The organism is Nonomuraea sp. NPDC005501, from assembly GCF_040605905.1.
Lineage (GTDB): Bacteria > Actinomycetota > Actinomycetes > Streptosporangiales > Streptosporangiaceae > Nonomuraea.
Genome location: NZ_JBEXDT010000008.1, coordinates 1 through 16,112, shown reverse-complemented (window position 1 = coordinate 16,112; position 16,112 = coordinate 1). Strand labels below are relative to the sequence as shown.

The 16,112-nt window shown below is 72.5% G+C and carries 15 protein-coding genes; 6 read left to right on the top strand and 9 right to left on the bottom strand.

All coding sequences use genetic code 11. From position 1 onward, the window contains the following. Nucleotides 1-5 precede the first annotated feature (5 nt). Nucleotides 6-941, bottom strand: a complete 936-nt coding sequence (rfbB, locus tag ABZS51_RS06965; protein ID WP_355437242.1) for a dTDP-glucose 4,6-dehydratase — start codon at nucleotides 939-941, stop codon at nucleotides 6-8. Then, nucleotides 938-2,005, bottom strand: coding sequence for a glucose-1-phosphate thymidylyltransferase (locus tag ABZS51_RS06960; RefSeq protein ID WP_310711864.1), 1,068 nt, complete (start codon nucleotides 2,003-2,005; stop codon nucleotides 938-940). The genes rfbB and ABZS51_RS06960 overlap by 4 nt, the downstream gene beginning before the upstream one ends. A gap of 152 nt (nucleotides 2,006-2,157) precedes the next feature. Here ABZS51_RS06960 and ABZS51_RS06955 point away from each other — a divergent pair, with 152 nt between their 5' ends. Further along, the gene (locus ABZS51_RS06955) at nucleotides 2,158-3,195 is read left to right on the top strand and encodes a YafY family protein (protein ID WP_355437239.1); all 1,038 of its coding nucleotides are present in this window, start codon (nucleotides 2,158-2,160) and stop codon (nucleotides 3,193-3,195) included. Between the two features lie 16 nt (nucleotides 3,196-3,211). Here ABZS51_RS06955 and rdmE read toward each other — a convergent pair whose 3' ends face one another. Next, nucleotides 3,212-4,903, bottom strand: coding sequence for an aklavinone 12-hydroxylase RdmE (rdmE, locus tag ABZS51_RS06950; protein ID WP_355437237.1), 1,692 nt, complete (start codon nucleotides 4,901-4,903; stop codon nucleotides 3,212-3,214). A gap of 222 nt (nucleotides 4,904-5,125) precedes the next feature. Here rdmE and ABZS51_RS06945 point away from each other — a divergent pair, with 222 nt between their 5' ends. The 4 genes from ABZS51_RS06945 to ABZS51_RS06930 all read left to right on the top strand — a co-directional run bounded on the left by ABZS51_RS06945 (nucleotide 5,126) and on the right by ABZS51_RS06930 (nucleotide 9,254). Then, entirely contained in the window at nucleotides 5,126-6,067 is a 942-nt protein-coding gene (locus ABZS51_RS06945; RefSeq protein WP_310711867.1) for an ATP-binding cassette domain-containing protein, read from the top strand. Further along, on the top strand, nucleotides 6,064-6,897 hold the full coding sequence (locus ABZS51_RS06940) for an ABC transporter permease (protein ID WP_310711868.1): 834 nt from the start codon (nucleotides 6,064-6,066) through the stop codon (nucleotides 6,895-6,897). Before ABZS51_RS06945 ends, ABZS51_RS06940 begins: the two co-directional genes overlap by 4 nt. A 234-nt stretch (nucleotides 6,898-7,131) precedes the next feature. Then, a complete protein-coding gene (locus ABZS51_RS06935) occupies nucleotides 7,132-8,598 on the top strand; it encodes an acyl-CoA carboxylase subunit beta (RefSeq protein ID WP_310711869.1) in 1,467 nt (488 codons plus the stop codon). Beyond that, on the top strand, nucleotides 8,595-9,254 hold the full coding sequence (locus ABZS51_RS06930; RefSeq protein ID WP_310711870.1) for a response regulator transcription factor: 660 nt from the start codon (nucleotides 8,595-8,597) through the stop codon (nucleotides 9,252-9,254). Before ABZS51_RS06935 ends, ABZS51_RS06930 begins: the two co-directional genes overlap by 4 nt. Nucleotides 9,255-9,324: 70 nt before the next feature. Here the strand turns inward: ABZS51_RS06930 and ABZS51_RS06925 are convergent, their stop codons facing one another. The 6 genes from ABZS51_RS06925 to ABZS51_RS06900 all read right to left on the bottom strand — a co-directional run bounded on the left by ABZS51_RS06925 (nucleotide 9,325) and on the right by ABZS51_RS06900 (nucleotide 15,006). Further along, nucleotides 9,325-9,825 (bottom strand): flavin reductase family protein, encoded by a 501-nt coding sequence (locus tag ABZS51_RS06925; RefSeq protein ID WP_355437234.1) that lies wholly within the window; start codon nucleotides 9,823-9,825, stop codon nucleotides 9,325-9,327. After that, nucleotides 9,822-11,114 carry an activator-dependent family glycosyltransferase gene (locus tag ABZS51_RS06920; protein WP_355437232.1) on the bottom strand — a complete coding sequence of 431 codons (1,293 nt, stop codon included), beginning with the start codon at nucleotides 11,112-11,114 and terminating at the stop codon, nucleotides 9,822-9,824. Before ABZS51_RS06920 ends, ABZS51_RS06925 begins: the two co-directional genes overlap by 4 nt. 79 nt (nucleotides 11,115-11,193) lie before the next feature. After that, the gene (locus ABZS51_RS06915; protein ID WP_355437230.1) at nucleotides 11,194-12,483 is read right to left on the bottom strand and encodes a P450-derived glycosyltransferase activator; all 1,290 of its coding nucleotides are present in this window, start codon (nucleotides 12,481-12,483) and stop codon (nucleotides 11,194-11,196) included. Nucleotides 12,484-12,614: 131 nt separating this feature from the next. Then, the gene (locus ABZS51_RS06910) at nucleotides 12,615-13,523 is read right to left on the bottom strand and encodes an alpha/beta fold hydrolase (protein ID WP_355437228.1); all 909 of its coding nucleotides are present in this window, start codon (nucleotides 13,521-13,523) and stop codon (nucleotides 12,615-12,617) included. After that, on the bottom strand, nucleotides 13,520-14,569 hold the full coding sequence (locus tag ABZS51_RS06905; protein ID WP_310711876.1) for a methyltransferase: 1,050 nt from the start codon (nucleotides 14,567-14,569) through the stop codon (nucleotides 13,520-13,522). The genes ABZS51_RS06910 and ABZS51_RS06905 overlap by 4 nt, the downstream gene beginning before the upstream one ends. Further along, nucleotides 14,569-15,006, bottom strand: coding sequence for an ester cyclase (locus tag ABZS51_RS06900; protein ID WP_355437226.1), 438 nt, complete (start codon nucleotides 15,004-15,006; stop codon nucleotides 14,569-14,571). The genes ABZS51_RS06905 and ABZS51_RS06900 overlap by 1 nt, the downstream gene beginning before the upstream one ends. A 161-nt stretch (nucleotides 15,007-15,167) precedes the next feature. Here ABZS51_RS06900 and ABZS51_RS06895 point away from each other — a divergent pair, with 161 nt between their 5' ends. Further along, on the top strand, nucleotides 15,168-16,028 hold the full coding sequence (locus ABZS51_RS06895) for a methyltransferase domain-containing protein (RefSeq protein ID WP_355437224.1): 861 nt from the start codon (nucleotides 15,168-15,170) through the stop codon (nucleotides 16,026-16,028). The last annotated feature ends 84 nt before the right edge of the window (nucleotides 16,029-16,112 follow it).

The following is a 16,112-nucleotide window of genomic DNA, read 5'->3' as shown; positions in this document are numbered from 1 at the left end:
GGAGGTCAGGACCACCAGCCGGGGTGGGCGGCGTACCAGCGGACGGTCTCCGCCAGCCCCGTCTCGAAGTCGATCTTCGGGGCGAAGCCCAGCGACCTGAGCCTGGTGTCGTCGAGGGAGTAGCGCCGGTCGTGACCCTTGCGGTCCGCCACGAACTCGACCCTGTCCCAGCCGGCGCCGCAGGCGGCCAGCAGCCGCCCGGTCAGCTCCCGGTTGGTCAGCTCGGCCGTCCCGGCGACGTGGTACACCTCGCCGGGCTCGCCGGCCTCGGCCACCAGCCGGACGGCCGCGCAGTGGTCGTCCACGTGGATCCAGTCGCGGACGTTGCCGCCGTCGCCGTACAGGGGGACCTTGCCCCCGCCCAGCAGCCGGGTGACGAACAGCGGGACGACCTTCTCGGGGTACTGGCGAGGGCCGTAGTTGTTGCCGCACCGGGTGACGCAGACGGGCAGGCCGTGGGTGACGGCGTAGGCGCGGGCCATCAGGTCGCCGCCCGCCTTCGAGGCCGCGTACGGCGACCGGGGCGCGAGCGGGGCGCCCTCGTCCCAGGAGCCGGTCTCGATCGAGCCGTACACCTCGTCGGTGGAGACGTGCACCACCCGGGGCGTACGCGCGTCCAGGCACGCCTGGAGGAGCGTCTGCGCGCCCAGCACGTTGGTGCGCGCGAACTCCCCCGCGTCCGCGATCGAGCGGTCCACGTGCGACTCGGCGGCGAAGTTGACGACCAGGTCGTGGCCGGGCACGACCGCCGCCAGCAGCGCGGCGTCGCAGATGTCGCCGCGCACGAACGTGTGCGGCACGCCCGCCAGGTTGGCGGGGTTGCCCGCGTAGGTCAGCTTGTCGAGGACCGTCACCTCGGCGCCGTCACCGGCCGCCGTCCGGGCGAACGCCGAGCCGATGAACCCCGCGCCGCCGGCGACCAGGACCCGGGAGAAGGTCATGAGCTCATCCGGACTCTGCTGTGGTCGCCGAGCACGAGGCGGTGCGCCCGCGGGGCGCCGGACGCGGGCGTCACCTGCACGTCGTGGCCGATCAGGGACCCCTCGACCCTCGACACGCCGGTGATCGACGAGCGCGGCAGCACGATCGAGTACTCGATCTCGCTGTCCACGATCGCGCAGTCGTGGGAGATCGAGGTGAACGGCCCGACATAGCTGCCCGACACCAGCGAGCCCGCGCCGATGATGGCCGGGCCGAGGACCCGCGAGCGCTCCACCACGGCCCCGTCCTCGATGACGACGCGGCCGATCAGCTCGCTGTCCCCGTCCACCCGCCCGTCCGTGCGGGCCTCCAGCGACTCCAGCACCAGCCGGTTGACCTCCAGCATGTCCGTGACGTTGCCGGTGTCCTTCCAGTAGCCGGAGACGACCAGCGACTCGACCCGCCGCCCGTCGTCGATGAGCCGCTGGATCGCGTCGCTGATCTCCAGCTCGCCGCGCGCCGACGGCTTGAGGTCGGCCACGACCTCGTGGATGTCCGGGGTGAACAGGTAGACGCCGACCAGCGCCAGGTCGCTCTTCGGCTCGCGCGGCTTCTCCTCCAGGCCGATCACCCGGCCCGAGCCGTCGAGCTCGGCGACGCCGAACTGCCGTGGGTCGCCGACCCGGGTGAGCATGATCTGCGCCGACGGCCGGTTACGGGTGAACCGGCCGACGATGTCGCCGATGCCGCCGAGGAGGAAGTTGTCCCCCAGGTACATGACGAAGTCGTCGTCGCCCAGGTAGTCGCGGGCGATGAGCACCGCGTGGGCCAGCCCGAGCGGCGCGTGCTGGTGGAGGTAGGTCACCTCGACGCCGAAGCGCGAGCCGTCGCCGACGGCCGCCTCGATCTCGGCGTGGGTCTCCCCCACGATGATGCCGATCTCGGTGACGCCGGCGGCGGCGACGGCCTCCAGGCAGTAGAAGAGGACGGGTTTGTTGGCCACGGGAACGAGCTGTTTGGCGGAGGTGTGGGTGATCGGGCGCAGTCTGGTGCCGGACCCCCCGGCCAGCACGAGCCCCTTCACGGAATGCGTCCTTCCTCCACGTGGTCGTCCAGGAAAGGCATGAAGGGTCGCCATTCGTACCGATGGAAAAGGTCCATATCTCTCCTCGGACTCCTTGACATGATTTGACAATGCGGCCATAAGGTGGCCGCGTCGCGTGACACGATGCGGGCATGGCCAACACGCCGTTGCGCATGCTCCGCCTGCTGTCGTTGCTGCAGAACTGCCGGAACTGGTCGGGTCCCGAGCTGTCCGAGCGGCTGGAGATAAGCCCGCGCACCCTGCGCAGGGACATCGACCGGCTCCGCGAGCTCGGCTACCCGGTGCACGCCACGCCAGGGGCGCACGGCGGCTACCGGCTGGAGGCGGGCACCGCCCTGCCGCCGCTGCTGCTCGACGGGGAGGAGGCGGTCGCGATCGCGATCAGCCTGCGCACGGCGGCCGGCGGCACGGTCGCCGACATCGAGGAGACCTCCGTGCGCGCGCTGGCCAAGCTGGAGCAGGTGCTGCCCGGCCACCTGCGCAGGCGGGTGAACGCCCTGCAGACCTACACGGTCCCCGTCGTCGCGACGGGCCCGACCGTCGACCCCGAGTTCCTCACCGTGCTCGCCCAGGCGTGCCGCGACCGCGAGCGGCTCCGCTTCGGCTACAGCACGCGCGAGGGCGCCGAGAGCAACCGGCACGTCGAGCCGTACCGGCTGGTGTACGTCACCAGGAAGTGGTACCTGATGTGCTGGGACCTCAAGCGGGAGGACTGGCGCACGTTCCGCGTGGACCGGCTGTCCTCGCCGTACGCGACGGGCGAGCGCTTCAAGCCGCGCGAGCTGCCCTCGGAGGACGTCGCCGCCTACGTCACCGAGGCCATCACCTCGTCGCTGGCCCGCCACCGCGCGCTGGTCACCCTGCACGCCCCGGTCTCGGTGATCGCCGAGCGCATCCGGCCGAGCGACGGCGTCCTCACGGTCGTGGACGACCGGACCTGCATGCTGCGCACCGCGGCCGACTCGCTGCAGTGGCTGGCCCTGACCATCGGCATGTTCGACGTCGAGTTCGAGGTGCACGAGCCGCCCGAGCTGAGGGAGTACGTCCGGGAGCTGTCCGGCAGGCTCGGCCGGGCGGTGACGCCGTCCTCTCCGGCCCAGCCGGTCCCGTCGGCGCAGCCCGTCCCGTCGGTGCAGCCGGTCCAGCCGGTTCCGCCGGTTCCCTGGTGACGGCGCGGTGACCGGCTCAGCCATGTGCGCTCCTCGCCGGCACCCTGGCCAGCACCTGGTTCAGGACGGCGCGGAAGGCGGCGTCGTGGCCCGCCGGCCCGCCAGGCGTCACTCCCGCCCGCCCGGCTTCCGCGGGCTCGCCTCCCTCGGGCCGGCCTTCCGCGGGCTCGCCTTCCGCCCGCCAGGCGACCACGCCGTCGGGGCGGACCAGGCTGGCGCCGGCCGGGCCGAGCCCGTAGGCGCTCATCAGCCGGCCCGTGGGATCACGCAGGTCGCGACCCAGCGTGTGGACGTCCAGGCGGACGCCCAGGTCGCGGGCGGCCCCGGCGGCGGCCGAGGCCCACGCGCCGCCCTCGGGCCCGGCGATCAGCACCCAGCCGTCCCCGTACAGCTCGATCGTGGACACGCGGGCTCCGTCGCGCTCCACCCAGACGTGCGGGGCGCGGAAGCCGGGGCGGCCCGTGGGGCGCAACGGGTTCTCGACCGGCTCCGGGTCGTCGTCCTCGGCGACCACCGCGCCGGAGCGGTAGCGGAACCCCATGAGCACCTCGGCGGTCCCGCGCCCGCGCGGCAGGACGCCGGCCAGGTGCGGGGCCATGCGCTCGGCGTAGATGCCGAGCGACTCGTCCACCACCAGCCAGGCGACCTGCGCGCGTTCGAGGCCGTAGCTGTCCAGCAGGCCCTCCCCCGCCTCGCCGGCCACCACGGCGGCGAGCTTCCACGCCACGTCGAACCCGTCGCCTATGGCGGTGTTGCCGCCCATCCCGCCGGTCGGCGGGGTGACCTTGGCCGCGTCCCCCACGAGCAGGATCCGGCCGTCGCGCCAGCGGTCGGCGATGTAGGCGGCCATCTCCCACGTCTGCACGTCGAGCAGCCGCAGCCGCAGGTCCGGCGCGTTCACCGCCAGGCGGATGAGCTCCTCGCAGCGCCGCGGCGGGAAGTCCTCGGGGCGCTCGCCGTGCTCCGGGTCGTACCGGACGTAGAAGGTGTGCCGGTCCGGGCGGTCGGTCGGGCCGAACGTGCCGGTGAAGGCGGGGTTCTGCAGGTAGTACCAGCCGGTGGAGCCGGGGGGCAGCACCGCGGACAGGTCGGCCTCGAAGATGATGCCGACGAAGTGGGCCAGCGAGCCGTGGCCGTGCCGCGGGATGCCGAGCCGTTCCCGGACCTCGCTGCGCGGGCCGTCGGCCGCCACGAGGTAGCGGCCGCGGACCGTGGTCTCCGCGCCGCCCGCCACGGTGCGCAGGCGTACCGTGACGCCGTCGTCGTCCTGGGCGAAGTCCGTCAGCTCCGTGCCGAAGCGGATGTCGGCGCCGTGCTTCTCCGCCTGAGCCAGCATGATCGGCTCGACCCGGTCCTGGGAGGCCAGGGCCCACGGCATGGGCGTGCAGTCCTCGGTGGCGCCCACCAGCTCCTCGAAGCTCTCGGCGAAGGTGCGCAGCGTCCGGCCGCCCACGGTCTCGGCCACCCTGACGGTGAAGTCGCCCTGCCGGCCGCGGATGTCGGTGGCCGCCATGACCTCGCCGGCTATGCCGCCGATGCGCAGCAGCTCCATGGTGCGCGGGTTCTGGCCGGCCGCCTTGGGGTAGATCGAGGTGCCCTCGTGCCGCTCGGCCAGCAGCACGCGCACGCCGCGCCGGGCGAGGAACATCGCCGTGGACAGCCCGCCGAGCGCGCCACCGACGATCACCACGTCAACGTCCGGTTCCATCACTGGGGTCTCCTTGACTCGTGCGGAATTTCATGGTCCGAGGCGCGAATCAAGTAATCACTGAGAACGGCTGGACAATTTCCCGCTCCGCGGCCAATGCGGTCAGGAGGTGACCGCGCTGCTGGTTATCGTCCTGGCCATGAGGAAAAACGGCGGGAACGACGGGAGCCCACGATGAGCTCCCCACCCACACTCGCGATAGAGACTTCCGATCTGCGGAAAATGTACGGGCAGACGAAGGCCGTCGACGGGATCGATCTGCGCGTGCCCCCCGGGATCGTCTACAGCGTCCTCGGGCCCAACGGCGCCGGGAAGTCGACGCTGATCCGCATGCTGGCCACGCTGCTGCGCCCCGACGGGGGCAAGGCCACGGTGTTCGGCCACGACGTGGTGCGCGAGTCCGACGCGGTGCGCCGCCGCATCAGCGTGACGGGGCAGTACGCCTCGGTGGACGACGCGCTGACCGGGATGGAGAACCTCGTCCTGATGGGCAGGCTCCAGGGCTACTCCTGGCCGAAGGCCAGGGAGCGGGCCACCGAGCTGCTGGACGCCTTCGGCCTGGTCCACGCGGCCGGGCGGCTGGTCAGCACGTACTCCGGCGGCATGCGGCGGCGGCTGGACATCGCGGCCAGCATCGTCGTCACCCCTGACCTGATCTTCCTGGACGAGCCCACCACCGGCCTCGACCCGCGCAGCCGCAACCAGGTGTGGGAGATCGTCCGGGCGCTGCTGGCCGGCGGCACCACGATCCTGCTCACCACCCAGTACCTCGACGAGGCCGACGAGCTGGCCGACCGCATCGCGGTCGTCGACCAGGGCAAGGTCATCGCCGAGGGCACCACCGACGAGCTCAAGGCGTCGGTCGGCCAGGTCGCCCTGCACGTCCGGCTGCGCGACCCCGGCCTACGGGGCAAGGCGGAGGAGCTGCTCGTGCGCGAGCTGGGCGTCCCCGTGCACATGGAGGGCGACCACGCCGAGCTGTCGGCCCGGGTGGAGGACAGCTCCCGGGTGGTCCAGGCGCTGAGCGCGCTGACCGGCGCCGCCGTCGAGCCGGCGGAGTTCTCCATGACCCGGCCGAGCCTCGACGAGGTCTTCCTGACGCTCACCGGCCACAAGGCCGACGACCAGTCCGCCGCCGCGGCCGATGAGGAGGATGCCGCATGACCTCGTCGATCGAACGCGTGGACGACCGGGTGATCTCGGCCGTGTCCACGCACGACCGGCCGCCGAAGGCGAGCGCGCTGGCCGCGACGACCACCCATCTGTGGCGCGGGCTGATGGCGTTCAAGCACTTCCCCGCCCAGCTCATCGACATCATCCTGCTGCCGGCGATCTTCCTGCTGCTGTTCACCTACCTGTTCGGCGGCGCCTTCGCCGGCTCCCCCGGCCGCTACCTGCAGTTCTTCCTGCCGGGCATCGCGGTGCAGAGCGTGATCCTCATGACGGTCTACACCGGCACCGCGATCAACACCGACATCAACAAGGGCGTCTTCGACCGTTTCCGCACGCTGCCGTTCTGGCAGCCCGCCGCCATCGCCGGCAACCTCGTCGGCGACGTGCTGCGCTACGTGATCGCGCTGACCATGACCATCGGGCTGGGCCTGGCGCTCGGCTTCCGGCCGGGCGGCGGCATCCTCGGCGTGCTCGCGGCCATGGCCGTGCTGATCGTGTTCGCGTTCAGCGTGAGCTGGATCTTCGCCGCGATCGGCGTGGTGGCGAGCGTCCCCGAGCGGGTCTCCGGCACCAGCATGATCGTGATCTATCCGCTGCTGTTCATGAGCAACATCTTCGTGCAGCCGGAGACCATGCCGTCGTGGATGCAGGTGCTGGTGCGGATCAACCCGATGAGCCACGCCGCGACCGCGTCCCGGACCCTCATGCACGGCACGGCCGGGTTCTGGGACGTGATGTGGGCGCTGATCACCTCGCTGATCATCACCGTCGTGTTCGCGCCGCTCGCCGTCCGCCTGTACCGGAACAAGAACGCGCACTGACCGGCGGTCGCCGCCCATCATTCCAGCGCCTCATCGCAGATATTTTCGATGAGGCGCTGCACACGTTAAGTAAGCGATCACTTACATCGTAGCACTTGCGCGTTACCGGTTGGGGTTGACAAAGGACACAGAGCATATTTAGCCTATCAGAGAAAGCTGAGGACGATTCAATGTTGAATCGTCTTCTTTCGTGTGTGGCAGGAAAGAAGGAACGACCGAGACAATGGAGTGACAATGACTGGACCTCCGCTTTCCTCGTCCTCCTTGGTGTCGCGGACCCGGCCCGCGGACGTCCGGCACCGCATCGACACGCTGACCGACCCCGACTCCTTCGTGGAGTTCGGCAGCCAGGCCCGGCACAGGGTCACGGCCTTCGGCATGCACGCCAGACGGCCCGCCGGTGACGGCGTCGTGACCGGGCACGCCACGATCGACGGCCGGCCGATCGGCGTGTTCGCCCAGGACCCCTCCGCGCTCGGCGGCTCGCTGGGCGAGATGCACGCCGCCAAGATCGAGGCGGTCCTCCGGCAGGCGGAGCGCGCCAGGATGCCCGTGGTCGGGCTGCTCGACTCGGGGGGCGCCCGCATCCAGGAGGGCCTGGCGGCCCTCGACGGCTACGGCGCCATCTTCCGCGCCAACGTGCAGCTCTCCGGCCGGGTCCCCCAGCTCAGCCTCATCCTCGGGGCGTGCGCCGGCGGCGCGGTCTACTCCCCGGCGCTCACCGATGTGATCATCATGCTGCGCGAGAACGCCCACATGTTCCTGACCGGCCCCCAGGTGGTCAAGGCCGTCACCTTCGAGGACGTCAGCCCGGCCGACCTCGGCGGCAGCGAGGTGCACACCCGCCGCTCCGGCGTCGCCCACCTGGTCGCCGCCGGCCCCGCGGAGGCCATGGACCTGGCCCGCCGCGTCCTGTCCTACCTGCCCGACTCGTGCTGGGACGAGGTCCCGATGGGCGTCCCGGCGCCCGCGGGCCCGATGCCCCGCCTCCCGGACAGCCCCCGCACTCCCTATGACGTCCGGCAAGTGATAACGGGAATCGTGGACTCCGACAGTTTTCTCGAGCTCCAGCCGCGTTTCGCGCGCAACCTGGTCATCGGATTCGCGCGGATCGAGGGCCGCCCGGTCGGCGTGGTGGCGAACCAGCCGATGGCTCTCGCGGGGGTTCTGGACATCTCCGCCTCCGAGAAAGGGGCGCGTTTCGTCCGGCTCTGCGACGCGTTCGGATTGCCGTTGGTGACCCTGGTGGACACCCCGGGTTTTCTGCCCGGAACCAAACAGGAAACAAATGGGGTGATACGCAAGGGCGCGAAACTTCTTTACGCGTTCTCCGAGGCGACCGTGCCGCGGCTGACCGTGGTGCTGCGCAAGGCGTTCGGCGGCGCGTACATCGTCATGAATTCCAAGTCGTTGGGAGCGGACGCCGTGTTCTGCTGGCCGAGGGCGCAGATGGCAGTGATGGGCGCGGAAGGAGCGGTCGACATCGTCTACCGGCGTGAGTTGCGCGAGAATCCGGGGGTCCGCCCGGACCTCGTGGCGGGCTACGAGCGCGAGGTGATGGCCTCGCACCTGCCGGCCGAAAGGCTGTCCGTGGACGAGGTCATCGAGCCGGAGCAGACCAGATCCGTGCTGGCCGCGACCTTGCGGACGCTGGCCAGGGCGATCCGGCCCCGGTTCCGTCACGACAATCTCCCCCAGTGAAGGCGGCGTTCCCCGCTCGGGTCTCCTCCACCGAGCCGGGAAACGGGACGATCCGCGTCGTCATCGCCGAGGACATGGACATGGTGCGCGGCGCGCTGGTCGCCCTGCTCAACCAGGAGGCGGACATCCAGGTGGTGGGCGCCGTGTCCGACGGCAGGCAGATCCTGGCCACCGCGCGGAGCGGTGCGCCCCACGTCGCGGTCATCGACGCCGACCTGTGCTGGAAGGACCGGTTCGCGGCGGCCGTGGAGCTCAAGGAGACCCTGCCCGGCTGCGACACCCTGCTGCTCAGCAGCCTGGCCCGGCCGGCCACCGTGCGCCAGGCGCTCTCGGCGGGCGTGGGCGGCCTGATGCTGAAGACCTCGCCGCCCGAGCAGCTCGCCGACGCCGTCCGGCGGGTGGCGGCGGGCTACCGGGTCTTCGACGCGGATCTCGCGCTGGTCGCGTGGGGCTCCACCGCATGCCCACTCACCGACCGCGAGCTGGAGGTGCTCCAGCTCGCCGCTGAGGGCGACGAGATCAAGGAGATCGCGAGCGCGCTCTTCCTGTCGCCGGGGACCGTACGCAACTACCTGACGGTCGTGGTGAGCAAGCTGAAGGCCCGCAACCGCATCGACGCGATCCGCATCGCCCGCAAGTCCGGCTGGATCTGCTAGGACTCCCCGCCGCGGCCGGGGCGCGCCTCGCGGTGTCACGGCCCGGCGGGCGCCACGGCACGGGCCGGGGTCACGGGACGAACCGCCCGAAGCGTCCCTGGTGGTAGAGCAGCGGGCAGCCCTTCTCGTCGACCCACGTGCCGGTCACCAGGCCGACGACCAGGATGTGGTCGCCGATGTCGTCGGTCCGGTACGGGGTGCAGGTCAGCTGAGCCGTGGCGCCGTCCAGCAGGGGCGTGCCGAACTCGTCCGCGCTCCACCGGGTCGGCGGCGCGAACCGGTCGGCGCGGGCCCGGGCGAAGCGGGCCGCGGTCTCCCCCTGGTCCCCGGCCAGGACGTTGACCGCGAAGCGACCGGCCTCGCGCAGCCACGGCCAGGTGGAGGAGGACCGGCCGATGTAGAACGACACGAGCGGCGGGCGCAGGCTGACCGAGGAGAAGGAGGTGGCCGTCACCCCGACCGGGACTCCCCCGACCGAGGCGGTGACCACCACCACCCCCGCCGCGTGCCCGGCCAGCGCGCGGCGGAACTCCTCCTCGCCGACCGCCCGATCGGGGTACGCCCGGCTCATCGGCGCGCGGCCACCGGGCCGGACAGGACGCCGCGGTGCGCCGCGGTCAGGTCCTCCAGCGTCGGCACGACCTCGTTGGGGGTGGGACAGTCGAGCATCTCCTCCCGGATCCGGGCCGCGCCGTCGCGGAACGACGCGTCGCCCAGCAGGTGGGCCAGGCCGTCCCGCACCGCTCCCGGCCGGCGGGCGGGGCCCGGGGGGAGGTACATGCCGGCGCCGAGCTTCTCCAGGCGCAGCGCGCGGAACACGTCGTCCCACTGCCAGGCGAGGGCGAGCTGCGGGACCCCGTACAGCGCCGCGCCGGCCCACGTGCCGGCGCCGCCGTGGTGCACGACCGCGTCGCAGGTCGGCAGGACCACGTGCAGCGGAACGCTGTCCACCACGCGGACGTTGCCGGGCAGCGGCCGCATCCGCTCGCCGGCCTTGACGGTCGCGATCACCTCGACGTCCAGCTCGGCGACCGACTCCAGCAGCTCGGCGACCGCCTCCAGCCCGGAGAAGCCGGTCGTGCGCTCGGTCATGCCCTGGGTGACGCACACCCGCGGCCGGTACGGGTCGATCCTCGTCCACGGGGGCACCACGGCGGGCAGCGGCCCGTTGTAGGGGATGTAGCGCATCGGCACGAGCGGCTGGTCCAGCTCGAAGCGCACGCTCGGGGGCATCTGGTCGATGGTCCACTGGCCGGTGACCACCTCGGGGGCGAACTCGGCGCCGAAGCGGCCGAGCGTCCAGGTCAGCCAGTCGCGCACCGCGTCGTCCCTGCGGTCGGCGGGCAGCGGCGCGAGGAGCCGCTGGAAGCGCTGGTACACCTGGAGGAACAGGTCGGGCCCCCACAGCAGGCGGGCGTGCGCGGCGCCCGTGACGTGGGCGGCGACGGCCCCGGCGAACGTGAAGGGCTCCCAGATCACGAGGTCGGGCCGCCACCAGCGGGCGAAGGCCACCATCTCGTCGACCATCGAGTCGTTGTTGATCTGGGCGTAGAACATCGCCGTGAGCATGGTGGTGGAGCTCTCCAGGAAGTCCAGGTCGAGCAGCTCCGGCCGGCCCTCCAGGTAGTCGGGGTTCTGGTGCAGGGTGAACACGCCGGGGGCGGCGGCGGCCATCGCCCGCTCCACCTGATGGTCGTCGCCCACGGGCACGGCGGTGAGCCCGGCCCGGGCGATGCTGGGGGTCAGCGCGGGCTGGCTGGCCACCCGGACCTCGTGCCCCGCGGTGCGCAGCGCCCAGGCCAGCGGCACCATGCCGTTGAAGTGGGCGTCCATGGCGAAGGACGTGACCAGCACGCGCATCGTCGAATCTCCTTACGACACAGGTCTCCGGACGGCACAGGTCGTTCACCGGCGCACGTCTCCGGACAGCACGGGAAGTTCACCGGCACAGGGGGAGCCTGACCACGGCCCGTACGACGGGCGAGCGCATGCGGCGCACGACGGCTCCGTCCGCGCGCAGGCCGGGCCACCGGGCGGCGGCGACGCGGACGATCTCGGTGGCGACCACGCGGGCCAGCGGCGCGACCAGCTCCTCGTATCCACCGCCGGTCAGGGAGAGGCGGGGCGCCCCCGCGTGGGCGAGGTCGTAGCGGTCCGGGTCCGGGAGCCCGGCGAGGTCGCGGTTGGCGGCGTCCACGACGATCACGACGTGGCCGTCGGCGTCGATCTCCTGACCGTGCAGGGCGATCGGCTCCTGCGCGATCCTGCTGACCAGCCGCACCGGCGGCGACCAGCGCAGCGTCTCCTCGACGGCGTCCGCGGCGAGCTCCGGCGACCGGCACACGGCCGCCCACTGGCCGGGGTGGTCGAGCAGCGCCACGAACGTGTCGGCGGCGACGGCCGCCGCGATCTCCGCTCCGGCCACCAGGTGCAGCAGGCAGACCGCCGCCACGTCGGCCGGGCCCAGGCCGGTGGCGAGCATCGCGCTCACCGCGTCGTCCCCCGGCTCGGCCGCGCGCTCCGCCACGAGGTCCCGGACGAGGTCCCGGGCGCGGGCGACGGCCTGCTCCAGGTCGTGGGCGACGGGCAGCCGCGGCGGGCACAGCACGGCGTCCAGCGCGACGCCCAGCCTGGGCAGCAACTCCGCCACCTCCCGCCCGGCGGCACCGACCGCACCGGCCTGCGGGGAGGGGGAGGGTGAGGACAGGCCGAGGACGCGGGTCAGGGACTCGGCGACCGCGGGCCCGACCAGGTCGCCGGCCAGGTCGAACGCCTCGCCGAGCCCGCCCGCGATCCGGTCGGCGGCCCGCCGGACGTCCTCACGCCACGCCCCGGCCACCACCGGGCCCAGCACGGGCCGGTTGACCCGGTCGAGCCGCCGGTAGTCGGCCAGCGGCAGCGTCAGCAGGGCGCCGTCCATCGGCGTGACGTGGCAGGTGCGCCAGGTCTCCCACAGGTTCTCGCCCAGATGCTCCCGGTCACCGCCCGGGTGGCGGACGTCGAGGCGGGGGTCGCGCAGCAGCTCGGCGGCCGCCTCACCGCCGGCCACCACCCACGTGCCGAGGTCGCTGCGGTAGAGGGGGCCCTTGCCCCTGATCTCGTCGCCGAGCGCCGCCGCGTCGTCGCCCTCGCCGCGCAGGAGCCGGGCGTACGGGTCGCCCAGCGAGCCCAGCACGAAGTGGAAGCCGCGGATCGTGAGCAGGTGACGGCCGAGCTCGCTGGGGGTCACGGTCGAGGACTCCGGCGCGGACGCGGCGACCGGCTCTGAGGCCGGCCGCGGGTCCGGCGCGGGGCTCGACGCTGGAGCCGGCACCGGGGTCGGGGCTGTGGTCTGCGGCGTGGTCGGCATCGTGGTGCTCCTCAGGTCGTGACGCGACGGGGCGTACGGAGGGTGTGCGAGCAGATCGCGGCGGCCAGCGGCTCATGGACGGCCGAGGTGAGCGCGTGTCCCATCCCGGCCAGCTCCACGACCTGCGCCCCGGGGATGAGGTCGGCGACGTGCCGGGCGTGCGGCGGCGGCGCGGCGGGGTCGCGCATCGCCTGGATCGCCAGCGTGGGCACGCTCACCCCGGCCAGCCCCGCGGCCCGCGAGACCGGCGGCTGCGGGATCATGTGGTGGTTGATCGGCTCCTGGAAGGCGCCCGCGTGCGCGATGGCGCGCAGCTCCAGACGGCGGAACTCGTCGGCGTCGAACGGCTGGTCCTCGCCGTTGAGCAGCCGCCACTTCTCCACCCGCCGCTCCAGCTCGGCCTCGGGCCCGTCCACCGGCTGCGACATCAGGGTGATGACCTCCAGGAAGCGCCGCGTGGGCAGCGGCAGTCCGTCCTCGGACGGCCCGCCGCTCATGGCGCGCCCGATGTTGGCGTCGAAGTCGACGTCGAGCGCGCCGCCGAGCATGAGCGTGAGGCTCAGCAACCGGTCGGGGTGGTCGATGGCGAGCAGCTGCCCGATGGTGTGGCCCAGGGACATGCCGACGACGTGCGCGGCAGGGACGTCCCACCCGTCGAGCACGGCCAGCGCGTCGGAGACGAGCTCGTCGAAGCCGTACGGGCGTCGCTGGAAGTCGGTCATGGTGGAGCGGCCGGTGTCGCGGTGGTCGTACCGGATGACGTGGTGCCCCCGCTCGGCGAGCCGCGCCACGAACGTGTCGGGCCAGGACTTGGCCGACAGGTTGCCGCCGGCGACGAGCAGCAGCGGCGGGGCGGCGGGGTCGCCGAAGTCCTCGCTCCACAGGGACACGTCGCCGTTGGCGATGACACGGGCCGTCACGAGACCTCCTGGGCCGGCGCGAGCACGAGCAGGGACAGCTCGAAGGGGATCGTCGGGTTGGGCAGGCGGCGCACGGACTCCACGACCAGCCCGGCGCGGGCGGCCAGTCCGGCCCAGTCGTCGCGGGTGCGCAGCCGCCCGCCGAGGAACACGAGCATCCGCAGGTCCAGCTCGGTGAACCGCTCGTTGCCGCAGTTCTCGGCCAGGTCGTCGCGCTCGTGGACGAGGATCCGGCCGCCGGGGTTCAGCGACTCGGCGCACCGGGCGAGGATCCGCGCGGCCTCCTCGTCCGGCCAGTTGAGCAGCACGAACGACAGCAGCATGACGTCGGCCTTGCAGGGCAGCGGCTGGAAGAAGTCGCCCTCGATCACGTCGGCCCGGTCCGCCAGGCCCTCGGCCGCCAGGTGGTCGCGCGCGGCCTGCGCGGTGCCGGGCAGCTCCACGACCGTGGCGGTCAGGTGCGGCGCGGCCCGCGCGATGGCCGCCACGAACCCGCCCGTGCCGCCGCCGACGTCGCACACGTGGCGCACGCCGCTCCAGTCGTAGGCGGCGGTGGGCGCGTCGTAGGCGACGTGCTGGTCGCAGGCCATCAGCGTCTCGAACGACTCCCGCAGGTGCGGCTGCGCGGCCAGGTCGTCGTAGAACGGCTTGCCGTAGACGTCGGCGTACGTGGGCCGGCCCGTGCGGACGGCGTCCAGCAGCCGGGTGAAGCCGACGTCGGCCCTGGCCACGATCTCGCCGAGGTCGTGCCAGGCGCGCTGGGCGGCGGGATGGTCGTCGGCGAGGACCCTGCCGACCGCCGTCGGCGCCAGCCTCCCGGGCTCCGGCTCCTCCAGCACGCCGACCGCGACGAGGTGGCGCGCCAGCCGGGCCAGCGCGTCCGGGTTCGTGCCGGTCCGCTCGGCCAGCTCACGGGGGCTGGTGGCGCCGGCCTGGATGTGGTCGACCAGGCGGAGGGTGGCCGCCACGCGCACGGCCATCGGGGTGTGCAGGCTGCCCAGGCGGATCAGCGTCCACAGCGCGTCGTCGTCACGGGGCCCGGCCATCAGGGACGCCAGCCGCCGTTCGCGGGCCAGGGCATGTCGAGCTGCCGGTACGTGCCGAGGTAGTCGGGCCAGTCGCGGTGGTCGCGGATCTTGCCGTCCACGATCCGGATCAGGTGGATCTGCTCACCGGAGAACCTGCGGCCGGTGGGCGGCATCCCGACGAGGTCGCCGACGTGGCGGCCGTAGAGCACGAGGCGGGCGCGCACCCACTCGCCGTTCTCCTCGTAGCCGATCTCCTCCAGGTGGGCGTCCTCGGAGAAGGCGTACTTCAGCCACTTGACCGCGCCCGCGAACGCCTCGGGGCCGCGCGCGTCGGGATGGTGCTCCAGCGCGCCGGGATTCAGATATTCCGGATGAATGTACTCCTCGACGTCACCGGTTTCGCCGCTGTTGTACGCCGCCACCATGCGGCGGACCGTTTCGATCTGCTTGCTCATCGGCGCTCCACTGAAAGGGTGAGTGTCCGCGTTCGATTGCTCGCTTCGATTGTTCGCTCGGGGCCGTGCGCGGGACAAGCGGTAAGGGCGGGGGTGAACCCGTTCTCGACCCGTTCTCCAGAGGCGCTCGAATACTGGTGATTGTGCAGACGGGAGGGCCTATGGACAGCTCGGCGTACAAGCGACAGGTCGCGGTGGTCTTCGACGACTCCGCCGCGCGCTATGACCGGATGGGGGTGGAGTTCTTCACCCCGATGGGCCGCCGGCTCGTCGAGCTGGCGGCTCCAGCCGCAGGTGAGAGGGTTCTCGACGTGGGGTGCGGCAGGGGCGCCAGCCTCTTCCCCGCGGCGGAGCGGGTGGGTCCGCGCGGCCGCGCCCTGGGCATCGACCTGGCCCCGGCCATGGTCGCGGAGGTGGACAGGGAGATCGCCGCCCGGGGCGCGGCCAATATCGAGGCGCGGGTGATGGACGCGGAAAATCCGGAGCTGCCGGCCCGCGCTTTCGACGTGCTGCTGGGCGGTTACAGCATCATTTTCCTGCCCGACGCTCCGGGAGCGCTTTCCCGATATACGGAATTGCTGGCGGACGGCGGCCGGATCGCATTCTCCAGCCCGGTTTTCCGGGCCGGGACTTTTCCGTTCCTGCCGCCGGAGTTCACGCCGCTCATTCCGCCCGCGCTGCTGGATCACCTGCCGCCGGAATGGCGGCCGGAGGCACTCGTACGGCGTTTCAACAGCTGGCTGGAGGACGCCGGCGACCTGGCGAGGACGCTGGAGGGCGCCGGCTACGGCGAGGTGCGGGTGCTGGACGAGCCGGTGCTGATGACCGCCGAGTCGCCCGAGCGATGGGTGGAGTGGTCCCACACCCAGGGCATGCGGCTGCTGTGGCAGAACCTGCCCGCCCCGCAGCGCGAGGATCTGCGCGAGCGGCTCGTCGAGGGGCTCGATCGGCTACGCGGTGGGAGCGGGTCGCTGGCCATCGAGGTCCCGGTCCGCTTCGTCACCGCGCGCGTGGCCCGGTAGCCGCTCCGGCGGCGCGTGGCCCGGCAACCGTTCCGGCGGCGCGTCGCCGGTCAGCCGCTCCGGCGGCGCGTCGCCGGTCAGCCG

What these genes read in the sequence shown, in the direction of transcription:
- rfbB (WP_355437242.1), bottom strand. Translation starts at nt 941, where the DNA reads ATGACCTTCTCCCGGGTCCTGGTCGCCGGCGGCGCGGGGTTCATCGGC.
- ABZS51_RS06955 (WP_355437239.1), top strand. Translation starts at nt 2,158, where the DNA reads ATGGCCAACACGCCGTTGCGCATGCTCCGCCTGCTGTCGTTGCTGCAG.
- rdmE (WP_355437237.1), bottom strand. Translation starts at nt 4,903, where the DNA reads ATGGAACCGGACGTTGACGTGGTGATCGTCGGTGGCGCGCTCGGCGGG.
- ABZS51_RS06945 (WP_310711867.1), top strand. Translation starts at nt 5,126, where the DNA reads ATGTACGGGCAGACGAAGGCCGTCGACGGGATCGATCTGCGCGTGCCC.
- ABZS51_RS06940 (WP_310711868.1), top strand. Translation starts at nt 6,064, where the DNA reads ATGACCTCGTCGATCGAACGCGTGGACGACCGGGTGATCTCGGCCGTG.
- ABZS51_RS06935 (WP_310711869.1), top strand. Translation starts at nt 7,132, where the DNA reads ATGACTGGACCTCCGCTTTCCTCGTCCTCCTTGGTGTCGCGGACCCGG.
- ABZS51_RS06925 (WP_355437234.1), bottom strand. Translation starts at nt 9,825, where the DNA reads ATGAGCCGGGCGTACCCCGATCGGGCGGTCGGCGAGGAGGAGTTCCGC.
- ABZS51_RS06920 (WP_355437232.1), bottom strand. Translation starts at nt 11,114, where the DNA reads ATGCGCGTGCTGGTCACGTCCTTCGCCATGGACGCCCACTTCAACGGC.
- ABZS51_RS06905 (WP_310711876.1), bottom strand. Translation starts at nt 14,569, where the DNA reads ATGGCCGGGCCCCGTGACGACGACGCGCTGTGGACGCTGATCCGCCTG.
- ABZS51_RS06900 (WP_355437226.1), bottom strand. Translation starts at nt 15,006, where the DNA reads ATGAGCAAGCAGATCGAAACGGTCCGCCGCATGGTGGCGGCGTACAAC.
- ABZS51_RS06895 (WP_355437224.1), top strand. Translation starts at nt 15,168, where the DNA reads ATGGACAGCTCGGCGTACAAGCGACAGGTCGCGGTGGTCTTCGACGAC.